The sequence below is a fragment of the Pantoea sp. ANP04 genome (assembly GCF_041982285.1).
GTDB lineage: Bacteria > Pseudomonadota > Gammaproteobacteria > Enterobacterales > Enterobacteriaceae > Pantoea > Pantoea eucalypti.
On sequence record NZ_JAUTYS010000017.1, the window covers coordinates 77,495 to 90,410 of the forward strand.

13 protein-coding genes are annotated in these 12,916 nt (G+C 56.5%); 9 read left to right on the forward strand and 4 right to left on the reverse strand.

Annotated elements, in window-relative coordinates:
* Positions 1–93: 93 nt before the first annotated feature.
* On the forward strand, positions 94–360 hold the full coding sequence (sdhE, locus tag Q7C21_RS19845) for an FAD assembly factor SdhE (RefSeq protein WP_003852881.1): 267 nt from the start codon (positions 94–96) through the stop codon (positions 358–360).
* A complete protein-coding gene (locus tag Q7C21_RS19850; RefSeq protein WP_039660742.1) occupies positions 335–745 on the forward strand; it encodes a protein YgfX in 411 nt (136 codons plus the stop codon). Before sdhE ends, Q7C21_RS19850 begins: the two co-directional genes overlap by 26 nt.
* Positions 746–823: 78 nt before the next feature.
* On the opposite strand, the gene fldB is transcribed toward Q7C21_RS19850, so the two are convergent.
* Complete coding sequence (gene fldB, locus Q7C21_RS19855) at positions 824–1,342, reverse strand: flavodoxin FldB (protein ID WP_003852885.1); 519 nt, start codon at positions 1,340–1,342, stop codon at positions 824–826.
* A gap of 102 nt (positions 1,343–1,444) precedes the next feature.
* On the opposite strand from fldB, the gene xerD reads away from it, so the two are divergent.
* The 5 genes from xerD (at position 1,445) to lysS (ending at position 7,666) form a co-directional block, all read left to right on the forward strand.
* Entirely contained in the window at positions 1,445–2,338 is an 894-nt protein-coding gene (xerD, locus tag Q7C21_RS19860) for a site-specific tyrosine recombinase XerD (RefSeq protein WP_003852887.1), read from the forward strand.
* 21 nt (positions 2,339–2,359) lie between these two features.
* Positions 2,360–3,073, forward strand: coding sequence for a bifunctional protein-disulfide isomerase/oxidoreductase DsbC (gene dsbC, locus Q7C21_RS19865; RefSeq protein ID WP_003852889.1), 714 nt, complete (start codon positions 2,360–2,362; stop codon positions 3,071–3,073).
* A gap of 3 nt (positions 3,074–3,076) precedes the next feature.
* Positions 3,077–4,813, forward strand: coding sequence for a single-stranded-DNA-specific exonuclease RecJ (recJ, locus tag Q7C21_RS19870; RefSeq protein ID WP_105099880.1), 1,737 nt, complete (start codon positions 3,077–3,079; stop codon positions 4,811–4,813).
* A gap of 231 nt (positions 4,814–5,044) precedes the next feature.
* A protein-coding gene (gene prfB / locus Q7C21_RS19875; protein ID WP_099257461.1) for a peptide chain release factor 2 occupies positions 5,045–6,143 on the forward strand; the annotation gives its coding sequence in 2 pieces (ribosomal slippage) (positions 5,045–5,119 and positions 5,121–6,143; 1,098 coding nt in all).
* 2 nt (positions 6,144–6,145) lie between these two features.
* A complete protein-coding gene (lysS, locus tag Q7C21_RS19880) occupies positions 6,146–7,666 on the forward strand; it encodes a lysine--tRNA ligase (protein ID WP_003852896.1) in 1,521 nt (506 codons plus the stop codon).
* 304 nt (positions 7,667–7,970) lie between these two features.
* On the opposite strand, the gene Q7C21_RS19885 is transcribed toward lysS, so the two are convergent.
* Complete coding sequence (locus Q7C21_RS19885; RefSeq protein WP_105099879.1) at positions 7,971–8,597, reverse strand: serine protease; 627 nt, start codon at positions 8,595–8,597, stop codon at positions 7,971–7,973.
* 360 nt (positions 8,598–8,957) lie between these two features.
* Between Q7C21_RS19885 and Q7C21_RS19890 the strand changes: the two genes are divergently transcribed.
* A complete protein-coding gene (locus Q7C21_RS19890; protein WP_003853977.1) occupies positions 8,958–10,121 on the forward strand; it encodes an MFS transporter in 1,164 nt (387 codons plus the stop codon).
* On the opposite strand, the gene Q7C21_RS19895 is transcribed toward Q7C21_RS19890, so the two are convergent.
* Positions 10,118–11,038, reverse strand: a complete 921-nt coding sequence (locus Q7C21_RS19895; protein ID WP_154926798.1) for a LysR family transcriptional regulator — start codon at positions 11,036–11,038, stop codon at positions 10,118–10,120. The two genes, Q7C21_RS19890 and Q7C21_RS19895, sit on opposite strands and share 4 nt — an antisense overlap.
* Before the next feature lie 102 nt (positions 11,039–11,140).
* On the opposite strand from Q7C21_RS19895, the gene lysA reads away from it, so the two are divergent.
* Entirely contained in the window at positions 11,141–12,397 is a 1,257-nt protein-coding gene (lysA, locus tag Q7C21_RS19900) for a diaminopimelate decarboxylase (protein ID WP_039660748.1), read from the forward strand.
* 32 nt (positions 12,398–12,429) lie between these two features.
* Here lysA and Q7C21_RS19905 read toward each other — a convergent pair whose 3' ends face one another.
* Entirely contained in the window at positions 12,430–12,738 is a 309-nt protein-coding gene (locus tag Q7C21_RS19905; protein ID WP_003853971.1) for a PTS lactose/cellobiose transporter subunit IIA, read from the reverse strand.
* Positions 12,739–12,916: the final 178 nt, after the last annotated feature.

A 12,916-nucleotide genomic window follows, 5' to 3' on the forward strand; every position in this document is an offset into this window, starting at 1 on the left:
GTGGCAGGTTGCACAGCCTGCGACGCTGCGCCTGCGAGCTGCATTAAACCAGGTTACACTAGCGGCCACGTTGTGAATTGTGGAAATTGATGCATGGATATTAATGATAAATCACGTATTCAGTGGGCTTGCCGTCGCGGCATGCTGGAACTGGATGTGGCTATTATGCCGTTCTTCAAATTTGAGTATGACACGCTTAATGACACTGATAAGCAGGTCTTTGTTAACCTGCTGAAGAGTGACGATCCCGACCTGTTTAACTGGCTGATGAATCACGGTGAGCCAAAAGATCCAGAGCTTAAGCGGATGGTGAATTTGATCCAGCAGCGTAACCATGATCGCGGCCCCGTGGCAATGTAAGCTGCAGCCCTCCCGCCTGGCGTGCGGATGTCTGTGCGCCTGGCTGGTGGCAGCCGTGACTGGCGTCGTGTTGATGCCGCTGCCGGTGGGCGGCTGGCTGATTAAAGTGCCGGTTATTCTGTTGTTGCTGGCTGAAGGCTGGTGCAGCTTCCGACGATTGCGTCAGCGGCGCGGTGAGTTACAGCGGGAAGGCGGTCATTGCTGGATCTGGCAGGGAAAACGCTGGCGACCGACCCAGCCGCTGCGCTGGTTACCGATTGGCGTCTTGCTGGTGGCCAGGAGTGAAAAGGGCGCTACGCTACGATGGTGGCTGATGCGGGACAATATGCAGCCCGGCGAATGGCGAGCATTACGCGCCTGCTGTTTCAGCAAAGCGCGACATTAATGGCAACAGGGCAGACTATTATCTGCCGGCATCTGCAGGCGCTCGTGTCTAGAGCGGCAATCCAGAGCACGGAATCGTTCAGAGCAGTGCAGCGGTTTCGGTTAATACCTGCTCGCACCACTGCTCAACGCGCTCATCGGTGACCTCGAACTGATTCACATCATCCAGCGCCAGACCCACAAATTGCGAGCCATCGGCACTCAGCGGTTTAGGACTGGTGAACTCATAGCCCTCAAGCGGCCAGTAGCCGACAAACCGCACGCCCATGGGCTGCAGCAAATCGTGGAGCATGCCGAGCGCATCTAAAAACCACTCGCCATAGCCAATCTGATCGCCCATGCCATACAGCGCAACAATCTTGTTTTGCAGATTCAGCGCGGGCAGTTGCGTCCAGATCGCCTCCCAGTCCTCCTGCAACTCACCGAAATCCCAGGTCGGGATGCCCATGATCAGCAAATCGTACTGTTCCATCAGGCGTGGGTCGTCATCTTTCACGTTATGCAGCGTCACTAACTCTTCGCCAATAAAATCGCGAATTTTCTCCGCTACAATTTCGGTGTAACAGGTACTTGAACCGTAAAAAAGACCGATTTTCATGCAGATAACACTCTGTAAATACTGGCTTTGGCGCAATTGTACCAGAAGCGCTGCTGAATCAGGCATAATGAGCATGATTTTACACCAGACGGCGGAGACAACGTGCAGGACAGCGATCTGACAGAACAGTTTCTTGATGCGCTCTGGATTGAACGCAATCTGGCGCAGAATACTCTCTCCTCTTATCGTCAGGATCTTCAGACGCTGACCGGCTGGCTGGCGCATCATCAGCTAACGCTGCTCAGCGTGACGCCACTGGATCTGCAGCAGTTCCTGGCCGAAAGGCTGGAGGGCGGTTACAAAGCGACAAGCTCAGCGCGGTTGCTCAGCGCCATGCGTCGCCTGTTCCAGTATCTTTATCGCGAAAAGCTGCGACCGGACGATCCGAGCGCACTGCTGTCCGCGCCAAAACTGCCGCAGCGTTTGCCGAAAGATCTCAGTGAAGCGCAGGTCGAACGACTGTTGCAGGCGCCGAATATCGATATTCCGCTGGAGCTGCGCGACAAAGCAATGCTGGAGCTGCTCTACGCGACCGGCCTGCGTGTCTCCGAACTGATTGGCCTGACGCTCAGCGACATCAGCCTGCGGCAGGGCGTTGTCCGGGTTATCGGTAAAGGCGATAAAGAGCGGCTGGTGCCTTTAGGTGAAGAAGCGGTTTACTGGCTGGAGCAATATATGGAACATGGTCGTCCGTGGCTGCTCAATGGGCAGACGCTGGACGTGATGTTTCCCAGCAATCGGGCGCAGCAGATGACGCGCCAGACCTTCTGGCATCGCATCAAGCATTACGCCACGCTGGCGGGGATCGACAGCGAAAAGTTATCGCCGCATGTAATGCGTCATGCCTTTGCGACCCATCTGCTGAACCACGGTGCGGATCTACGTGTCGTACAGATGCTGCTGGGACATAGCGATCTCTCCACCACCCAAATTTATACGCACGTCGCCACTGAGCGCCTGCGTCAGTTGCATCAACAACACCATCCGCGAGCCTGATTCGCGGCCATAAGGATAAAAATGAACAAGCATTTTGCCATGCTGGCCCTGTTAGCCAGCGCCTTTTCCGGTCTCGCACAGGCCGATGACAGCGCCATTCAGCAATCCCTTAAAAAGCTCGGTCTGAACCAGACGGAGATCAGTCCATCCCCGCTGCCTGGCTTTAAAACCGTGCTGTCGGAAAGCGGCGTGCTCTATGTTACCGATGACGGCAAACATATGATCCAGGGCCCGCTCTATGACGTCAGCGGCAAACAGCCGGTCAACGTCACCAACCAGCTGCTGGACAAAAAAGTCGAGGCGCTGGTGCCGGAGATGATCGTCTACAAAGCCCCGAAAGAGCAGCATGTGATCACCGTCTTCACCGACATCACCTGTGGTTACTGCCACAAGCTGCACGAGCAGATGGCGGACTACAATGCGCTGGGCATTACCGTGCGCTACCTGGCGTTTCCGCGAGAGGGACTGAATGGTCAGATCGAACCGGCAATGAAGGCGATCTGGTGCAGCGCTGACCGCAATAAAGCGTTTGATGAGGCGATGAAAGGCAATGCGCCGAAGATGGCCGCACCAGACAGCTGCAAAATCGATATTTCTCAGCATTACAAACTGGGCGTGCTGTTTGGCATTCAGGGCACCCCTGCGATGCTGACTGACACCGGCATGATGATCCCGGGTTATCAGTCGCCGCAGGAGCTGAAGCAGGTGCTGGACAATCAGAAGCGTGGTGGTTAATCGGTGGTAAAACAGGAAGTGGAACTGCGTCGCCGTGAGGTGACGGTTGACGATGCGCTACCGGCCACGCTGCCGCCGTTGCTGAAGCGGCTCTATCTGCAACGCGGCGTGCGTGACGCCGCAGAGCTGGAGCGCGGTGCGAAAAACCTGCTGCCTTACCAGTCTTTAAGCGGAATTGAGAGTGCAGTGGAACTGCTGCATCAGGCGCTGCTGGATGGGCGTCGCATTATGGTGGTGGGCGACTTTGATGCCGATGGCGCGACCAGTACCGCGCTGACTGTCATGGCGCTGCGCAGCATGGGCGGCGGCAACGTGCAGTATCTGGTCCCTAACCGCTTTGAAGATGGTTATGGCCTTAGCCCGGAAGTGGTTGAGCAGGCGCGTGCGCGCGGCGCGGCGATGATCCTGACCGTCGATAACGGCATCTCCTCCCACGCTGGCGTTGATTTTGCTCATCAGCACGGGATTCCGGTGCTGATTACCGACCACCATCTGCCCGGCGAGACCTTACCCGCCGCTGAGGCGATCGTGAATCCCAATCTGCCGGACTGCAACTTTCCCTCGCGCGCGCTGGCGGGCGTGGGCGTCGCGTTCTATCTGATGCTGGCGCTGCGTGCCCATCTGCGCACTAAGGGATGGTTTGGCACCACCCGCACGGAACCGAATCTGGCGGAGATGCTGGATCTGGTCGCGCTTGGCACGGTAGCCGATGTGGTGCCGCTCGACGTCAATAACCGCATTCTGGTGTGGCAGGGGCTCAGCCGCATCCGTGCCGGAAAATGCCGGCCAGGCATCCGCGCGCTGCTGGAGATTGCTAATCGCGATGCCCGTCAGCTGGCGGCCAGCGATCTCGGCTTTGCGCTGGGACCACGACTCAACGCTGCAGGCCGGCTCGACGATATGTCGGTGGGCGTTGCGCTGTTAATGACCGACGATCTCAGCCAGGCACGCATGCTGGCCAGCGAGCTGGACGCGCTGAATCAGACGCGTAAAGAGATCGAGCAGGGCATGCAGAGCGAAGCGCTGGCGCTGTGTCAGGCGCTGGAGCGCGAGCAGCGCGATCTGCCGCTGGGGCTGGCCTTCTATCATCCCGAATGGCATCAGGGCGTGGTGGGGATTCTGGCGTCACGTCTTAAAGAGCGCTTCCATCGTCCCGTGATTGCCTTTGCGCCAGCAGGCGACGGCACGCTGAAGGGGTCGGGCCGCTCGATTGCCGGACTGCATCTGCGCGATGCGCTGGAGCGTCTGGATACCCTGAATCCTGGTATGATGCTAAAGTTTGGCGGTCACGCCATGGCAGCCGGCTTATCGCTGGAGACCGCACGCTACGAGGAGTTTCGTCAGCGCTTTGCTGACCTGGTCGGTGAGTGGCTGGATGGCGAATCGCTGCAGGGCATCATCTGGTCAGATGGCGCCCTGCAGCCGCAGGAGTTTTCCCTGCAGACCGCCGAGATGTTGCGCGAAGCCGGGCCCTGGGGCCAGGCGTTCCCGGAACCCGCTTTTGACGGCAAATTTAAGCTGCTGCAACAGCGGCTGGTGGGCGAGCGACATCTTAAAGTCATGGTCGAGCCGCTGGACGGCGGTCCGCTGATCGACGGTATCGCCTTTAATGTCGATACCACGCTGTGGCCCGACAGCAGCATTCGTCAGGTTGAGCTGGCCTATAAGCTGGATATCAATGAGTATCGCGGTAACCGCTCGGTGCAGCTGATCATCGACCATATCTGGCCGCTGAACTGAGTTAAACAGGGTGCGCGCGTCTCCGGTTACGGCAGATGCGCGACCGCCCGATTGTTTTCTGCGTTATTCTGCTGCGCGTGAGGATGTCACCGCGATCCGATAAGCAAATGCGACACGTCACGCAACCCCGGCATCAGCCCGCTGTCTCAGCGCTACAATCTGCCGCCAGTTTCGGGTAAACTTGTGCGTTAATTTTCCTGTCCCATCGAACATAAGAAAGACGCCAAAGCCATGTTTGAAATTAACCCGGTCAAAAACCGTATTCAGGACCTCAGTGAGCGCAGCGACGTTCTTCGGGGGTATCTTTGACTACGATGCCAAGAAAGAACGCCTCGAAGAAGTAAACGCCGAGCTGGAACAGCCCGATGTCTGGAACGAACCTGAGCGCGCTCAGGCGCTGGGCAAAGAGCGCTCCTCGCTGGAAGCGATCGTGCAGACGCTGGATCAGATGTCGCAGGGCCTGGAAGATGTGCAGGGTCTGCTTGAACTGGCTGTAGAAGCGGAAGACGAAGAGACTTTCGACGAAGCGGTTGCCGAGCTGGATGTCCTTGAGGGCAAGCTGGGCGAACTGGAATTCCGCCGCATGTTCTCTGGCGAGTATGACAGCGCCGACTGCTATATCGATCTGCAGGCGGGTTCCGGCGGCACCGAAGCGCAGGACTGGGCCAGCATGCTGATGCGTATGTATCTGCGTTGGGCCGAAGCGAAAGGCTTCAAAACTGAAATTATCGAAGAGTCTGAAGGTGAAGTTGCAGGCATCAAGTCTGTCACTATTCGCGTGTCAGGCGACTACGCTTTTGGCTGGTTACGCACCGAAACCGGCGTGCATCGCCTGGTGCGTAAGAGCCCGTTTGACTCCGGCGGTCGTCGTCACACCTCATTCAGCTCTGCCTTTATCTACCCGGAAGTGGATGACGATATTGATATCGACATCAACCCAGCCGATCTGCGCATTGACGTTTATCGTGCGTCCGGTGCGGGCGGCCAGCACGTTAACCGGACGGAATCTGCGGTCCGTATTACCCATATTCCAACCGGTACTGTCACCCAGTGTCAGAATGACCGTTCTCAGCATAAGAACAAAGATCAGGCGATGAAGCAGATGAAAGCGAAGCTGTATGAGCTTGAGATGCAGAAGAAAAATGCTGAGAAACAGGCGCTGGAGGACAACAAGTCCGACATTGGCTGGGGAAGTCAGATCCGTTCTTACGTTCTCGATGATGCACGCATCAAAGATCTGCGCACCGGCGTAGAGACGCGTAACACCCAGGCGGTGCTGGACGGCGATCTGGATCGATTCATTGAAGCAAGTTTAAAAGCAGGGTTATAGACATGTCTGAACAACAACCGCAGAGCGCTGATGCCGCCGTTGAGTTAAATAACGAACTGAAAACGCGCCGCGAAAAGCTGAGTGCGCTGCGTGCCAACGGTCTGGCGTTTCCCAACGACTTCCGTCGTGACAGCCTTTCAAACCAGCTGCTGGAAAGCTATGGCGAGAAGAGCAATGAAGAGCTGGAAGCGCTGGATATCGAAGTCAGCGTCGCCGGACGCATGATGACCCGCCGTATCATGGGTAAAGCCTCTTTCGTTACTCTGCAGGATGTGGGCGGCCGGATTCAGCTTTACGTCTCTCGTGACGATCTGGCTGAAGGCATCTACAACGAGCAGTTCAAGAAATGGGACCTCGGCGATATCCTGGGTGCGCGTGGCAAACTGTTCAGAACCAAGACCGGCGAACTGTCGATTCACTGTTCAGAACTGCGCCTGCTGACCAAAGCCCTGCGCCCGCTGCCGGACAAATTCCACGGCCTGGCCGATCAGGAAACCCGTTACCGTCAGCGTTACCTTGATCTGATCGCCAACGAAGAGTCACGCAACACCTTCAAAATTCGTTCGCAGATCATGGCCGGCATTCGCCAGTTCATGGTAGGCCGCGACTTTATGGAAGTGGAAACCCCGATGATGCAGGTGATCCCGGGCGGCGCGTCCGCGCGTCCGTTCATCACCCATCACAATGCGCTGGATATCGACATGTATCTGCGCATTGCACCAGAGCTTTACCTGAAGCGTCTGGTGGTGGGTGGCTTCGACCGCGTGTTCGAGATCAACCGTAACTTCCGTAACGAAGGTATTTCGCCACGTCATAACCCAGAGTTCACCATGATGGAACTCTATATGGCCTATGCGGATTACAAAGATCTGATCGAACTGACCGAAAGCCTGTTCCGTACTCTGGCGCAGGATGTGTTAGGCAGCACGGTCGTGCCTTACGGCGAGCAGGAGTTTGATTTCGGCAAGCCGTTTGAAAAACTGACCATGCGTGAAGCGATCAAGAAATACCGTCCGGAAACGGATCTGGCCGATCTGGAAGACTTTGATAAAGCGGTGGCGATTGCACAATCCCTGCATATCAAAGTGGAGAAGAGCTGGGGTCTGGGCCGCGTCGTGACCGAGATCTTCGAAGAGACGGCTGAAGCGCATCTGATTCAGCCAACCTTCATCACTGAATATCCGGCTGAAGTCTCGCCACTCGCCCGTCGTAACGACGAGAACCCGGAAATCACCGATCGCTTTGAGTTCTTCATTGGCGGTCGTGAAATCGGTAACGGCTTCTCCGAGCTTAATGATGCGGAAGATCAGGCTGAGCGTTTCCTGCAGCAGGTGAATGCCAAAGATGCCGGTGACGACGAAGCGATGTTCTACGACGAAGACTATGTTACCGCGCTGGAACATGGCCTGCCGCCAACCGCCGGTCTGGGTATCGGGATTGACCGTATGGTGATGCTGTTTACTAACAGCCACACGATCCGCGATGTGATTCTGTTCCCGGCACTGCGTCCAGGTAGCAAGTAAGTCTGACTGTTCTCAGAAAAGGCCGGGTATACCGGCCTTTTTTATGTCTGCTGAAAGAGTATGGCCCGGTTCGCTATGAGATCGAGCCTGCTCAGGGAATACGGTCAGAAAAGGAAAGCGTCCCGCGCCAGGGATGGCGCGGGCCGAGCGGTCATGGATGACGGCTTTTGCGTCTTTCCGATCTGACCGTCTTCCCTGCGCGCTTACTTTATCCGTTGCTGTCAGATGCACTCTGATTCGGCGTTGTCAGCACGAAAAAGGCCGGAAGTTCCGGCCTTTTTTACCACTGTCCATTCAGCAAACATCAGGACTTAATCGCCTGATTCAACCAGCTCTGAAAGCGGGAATAGGGCACATAGAGCGCAACGTTTTTATAGAGTGTCTTACCGCTGACATTGTCATTGATGTTATTGCTGTAGCCAATAATCACACCCGCCAGCGTATCATCAGAGGCGTTATAAACCGCACCGCCTGACATCCCTTTCACCACACCCGCATTCGCCGCGACTACAACACAGTCCGGCTTATTCCAGCTGTTCGCCAGCGTGGTATTAATCAGGTTCTGTCCGCTGGAGCTGACCGGCATGGCCGAAATAAAACTGTAGCCATAGAGATTCACCTGGTCGCCAATATGGCTGTTGCGAAAGCTGGGTGGCAGATTCATTTCGCTGTTTTTATGGTAGACCACGGCCAGATCGCATTGCGGATGCCAGGCTTTAACCCGGTAAAGAGAGAACTTCGCCACGTGCGCAGCGGTCAGGCTGTACTCCGGCGTCAGCGGGATGGTAGTACCCAGCGTGCCTAACCCCAGCACGGTAGGAATGCCGGTCACGGTCATATCAACGCGTTTTTCCGCTTCTTTACTGTACTCATAATGCCCCACCGAGCAGCCGGTTAAGCCTAAAACCATTAAGGCTATGAGTCGTTGCATTCTCTCTCCCTGCGTCAGCAGTTGATTACATCACCTGGCAATTCATTAGGGATATATCGGCAACGTTAAGGATTTATTAATTAAATACGCACTAAAAAGCGTAATCGGTTCACGGAGAATGACAACCTGACCCGGGTTCGCGAGGGTCTTTCAGGTAGGGTCCGCAGGCAGAGAAAGAAAGTTGCGACAGGCACAGCGACACGATTATTGCGGCCTCAGCAATAATCCTTTGCTGCATACAGGCTATGTCGTGCACCAGCGCTATGCTGTAATACTCACTGTGACGCAGATCAAAATTAATAAGCGTCGAGGGGCTGCGTGTCCGCGCGGTTCACCTGCAAATGAAACCGGGAGAGTGTTATGCCTGTAGCATTAATGGCGCTGGCGTTAAGTGCGTTTGCCATCGGAACCACCGAGTTTGTCATTATGGGATTGCTGCCGGAGGTGGCGCGTGACCTTCAGGTGTCGATTCCGTCGGCGGGCTGGCTAATCAGCGGCTATGCGCTGGGGGTAGCAATTGGTGCGCCGATAATGGCGTTGCTGACCGCCAGACTACCGCGTAAAAAAACGCTGATTCTGCTGATGGTGATCTTTATTGTCGGCAACCTGCTGTGTGCGCTGGCTTACAACTACAACCTGCTGATGCTGGCCAGAATCGTTACCGCACTCTGTCATGGTGCCTTCTTCGGGATTGGCGCGGTTGTCGCCGCCAGTCTGGTGCCTGCCGGGCGTCAGGCTTCGGCTGTGGCACTGATGTTTACAGGGCTGACCTTAGCTAACGTGCTGGGCGTGCCGCTGGGAACCAGTTTCGGACAGATGTTTGGCTGGCGAGCGACATTCTGGGGCGTGGCGGTGATCGGCGTGCTGGCATTTATCGCCCTGATCGTCAGTCTGCCCAACAACAAACAGGAAAAACCGGTTCATCTGGCGAGTGAAATTGGCGCACTGGCCAACGGCAAACTGTGGCTGTCGCTGCTGATGACGGTGTGCTTTGCGGCGGCGATGTTTGCACTGTTCAGCTACATTGCGCCGCTATTGTTAGAGGTGACGGGCATCAGCGACCGCGGCGTCAGCTGGACGCTGTTCCTGATAGGTGCGGGCCTGACGGTCGGTAACATCCTTGGTGGAAAACTGGCTGACTGGAAAGTCTCCTTCAGCCTGATCCTCAGCTTCTCACTGATTGCCATCTTCTCGCTGCTGTTCAGCTGGACCAGCCATGCGCTGTGGCTGGCAGAGATCACCCTGTTCCTCTGGGCGATGGCAACCTTTGCCACGGTGCCGGGTCTGCAGATTAACGTAGTGCGTCACGGCAAAGAAGCACCGAACCTGGTCTCAACCCTTAACATTTCGGCGTTTAACGTCGGTAATGCGCTGGGTGCCTGGGTCGGTGGCGCAGTGATTGGCCGGGGATTCGGCCTGACGGCGGTGCCGGTTGCTGCGGCTGCGCTGGCCGCCATCGGTCTGCTGGTCTGTCTGATTACCTTTCGTAAGTCGGGCCATACGACCGCCAGGGTTCGCGCTTAAGCCAGACGGGCGGCGATGCGTGCCGGAAAGTCAGCCACCTGTTGCTGCAGATGGCTGACAAAGGCATCCACCAGCGCCGACGCAGGGCGGTGCTGCGGTCTCACCAGGCTGACGGTAAACGGAACTGCCACGCTGAACTTACGCATCACCACACCGCTGTCGGCGTAATCCAGCGCCGTCAGCGGATTCACAATCGAAATCCCCACGCCCGCCCTGACCATTGCGCATACCGAAGCGGCGCTGTGTGTCTCCATCACCAGCCGCCGTTCCACTCCCTGCTCCTGAAACAGCGCATCCAGCAGCTGACGATAGCTGTCGCTGCGCGACAGGCTCACATACTTTTCGCCCGCAAAATCGTTCGGTGTCAGCACCTCACGCTGACTTAAGGGGTGATGCTGCGGCAACACGCATACTTCATCGCAGGTCAGCAGGGCAAGGCGGTCAGTTCCGGCCGGCGCGTGCTGGGTCTCGGTTAAGCCGATGTCGTAGCGCTGTGCTGACAGCCACTCCTCCAGCAGCGGTGAATCCTGAGGAATCACATTCAGGCTCACATCCGGGTAGCGCTGTAAAAAGGGCTGACACAGCGGGGGCAGCAGCGACTGCGAAAAAACGGGCAGACAGGCGATCGACAGCTCGCCCTGACGAAACTGGCGCAGGCCTTCTGCCGCTTCCATGATGCGGTCCAGGCCATACCAGGAGCGCTGAACCTCTTCAAACAGACGCAATCCCTGCACCGTCGGCTGCAGGCGACCGCGTACCCGCCCGAACAGCTCTAATCCCAGTTGCTGCTCCAGACGTGCCAGCTCCCGGCTCACGGTAGGCTGTGAGGTGTGCAGCAGCGTGGCGGCCTGCGTCAGATTGCCGCTGGTCATCACCGCATGAAAAATTTCGATATGCCGCCAGTTAATGTTTGCCACGCCGTTTATCCATATCAATTCTGCATAGATGCTATTAAAACAGATATTTTTCGCTATGACACGAATCTGGTTTAATGCGGTTAACGCCACAGGAGAATTGTTATGCCACGTTCCTTACAGAATACCGAAACCGCACTCAACGCCACTAACCTGCTGCCACTGGCACGTCGTTATAGTGGACCGTTCTGGGCCTATGATGCGCAGATTATTCAGGCGCGTATTGCTCAGCTGCAGGCTTTTGATGTGGTGCGCTTTGCGCAGAAAGCCTGCTCGAATACGCATATCCTGCGCCTGATGCGCGCGGCGGGCGTGAAAGTGGACTCGGTATCGCTGGGTGAGATCGAACGTGCGCTGGCCGCCGGTTATCAGCCTGGTGGTGATGAGATCGTCTTTACCGCTGATCTGTTCGATCAACCGACACTTGAGCGGGTGACTGCGTTAAAGGTGCCGGTGAATGCCGGTTCGATCGATATGCTGCATCAACTCGGTGCGGTGTCACCGGGACACGCGGTATGGCTACGCGTCAACCCTGGTTTTGGTCACGGCCACAGTCAGAAAACCAATACTGGTGGCGAAAACAGCAAGCACGGTATCTGGCACGGTGACTTAGCCGAGGCGCTGGCGGCCATTAAACAGCACGGCCTGAACCTGGTGGGCATTCACATGCATATCGGCTCAGGCGTCGATTATGCGCATCTGCAACACGTCTGTGATGCGATGGTGGAACTGGTAATGGCATCGGGTCAGGATCTGACGGCGATCTCTGCGGGCGGTGGACTTTCTATTCCTTATCGCTACGGCGAAGAGGCGATCGATACCGGGCACTATTTCGGCCTGTGGGATGCAGCCCGGCAGCGCATTGCTCAGCATCTGGGGCACGCGGTCAAACTGGAGATCGAACCGGGCCGTTTCCTGGTGGCCGAAGCGGGCGTGCTGGTGTCGCAGGTTCGGGCGGTGAAGTCGATGGGCAGCCGTCACTTCGTGCTGGTCGATGCCGGCTTCAATGATCTGATGCGCCCGTCAATGTATGGCAGCTATCACCATATCTCGCTGATGGCGGGCGATGGGCGGGCGATTGATGAGCAGCAGACGATCGACACGGTGGTTGCAGGTCCGCTGTGCGAATCGGGTGATGTCTTTACCCAGCTGGAGGGCGGCATGGTCGAACCGCGCGCGATTCCGGCGGCGAAAGTGGGCGATTATCTGGTGTTCCACGACACCGGTGCTTACGGCGCATCCATGTCTTCTAACTACAACAGCCGTCCGCTGATCCCGGAAGTGCTGTTTGAGCAGGGCCAGCCGCGCGAAATCCGCCGCGCGCAGACGATTGAGTCATTACTGGCGCTGGAAATCAGCTAATCACCTCACTCGGGCGGCGAGGCCGCCGCCTGTCAGCTATAGATCTCTTTTCGCAGCATGATCAATTCCTCTGCCAGCTCGCGACACAGCATGGCATTCATCAGATGATCCTGCGCATGTACCAGAATCAGCGTGACCGGCAATTTTCCGCTTCCCTCGTCTGCGCCAATCAACGCGGTCTGAATTTTATGTGCCGCTTTTGCCGCAGTATCGGAGGCTGCCAGCCCCGCATCAGCCCCTGCCCAGTCGCGTTTGCGCGCGCACTGAATCGCCATCATCGCCGACGAGCGTGCTTCTCCCGCATTGATCAGTAATTCCATCATAGTCTGTTCGTAATCCATAACGCCTCCGCTATTGGCATGCCAAATTGGCAAATTTAATCATACCGGAATGCCAAAAAACGTTTCCGGGAAGTTCGTCACAGAAAAAACTGATGATATTCGTCATTTTGGTATGCCACTAACAAGGAAGATCATGATGATTACAGGACTACCGATCTTACATCTCTGAGGGTTGATC

What these genes read in the sequence shown, in the direction of transcription:
- sdhE (WP_003852881.1), top strand. Translation starts at nt 94, where the DNA reads ATGGATATTAATGATAAATCACGTATTCAGTGGGCTTGCCGTCGCGGC.
- Q7C21_RS19850 (WP_039660742.1), top strand. Translation starts at nt 335, where the DNA reads ATGATCGCGGCCCCGTGGCAATGTAAGCTGCAGCCCTCCCGCCTGGCG.
- fldB (WP_003852885.1), bottom strand. Translation starts at nt 1,342, where the DNA reads ATGAAAATCGGTCTTTTTTACGGTTCAAGTACCTGTTACACCGAAATT.
- dsbC (WP_003852889.1), top strand. Translation starts at nt 2,360, where the DNA reads ATGAACAAGCATTTTGCCATGCTGGCCCTGTTAGCCAGCGCCTTTTCC.
- lysS (WP_003852896.1), top strand. Translation starts at nt 6,146, where the DNA reads ATGTCTGAACAACAACCGCAGAGCGCTGATGCCGCCGTTGAGTTAAAT.
- Q7C21_RS19885 (WP_105099879.1), bottom strand. Translation starts at nt 8,597, where the DNA reads ATGCAACGACTCATAGCCTTAATGGTTTTAGGCTTAACCGGCTGCTCG.
- Q7C21_RS19890 (WP_003853977.1), top strand. Translation starts at nt 8,958, where the DNA reads ATGCCTGTAGCATTAATGGCGCTGGCGTTAAGTGCGTTTGCCATCGGA.
- lysA (WP_039660748.1), top strand. Translation starts at nt 11,141, where the DNA reads ATGCCACGTTCCTTACAGAATACCGAAACCGCACTCAACGCCACTAAC.
- Q7C21_RS19905 (WP_003853971.1), bottom strand. Translation starts at nt 12,738, where the DNA reads ATGGATTACGAACAGACTATGATGGAATTACTGATCAATGCGGGAGAA.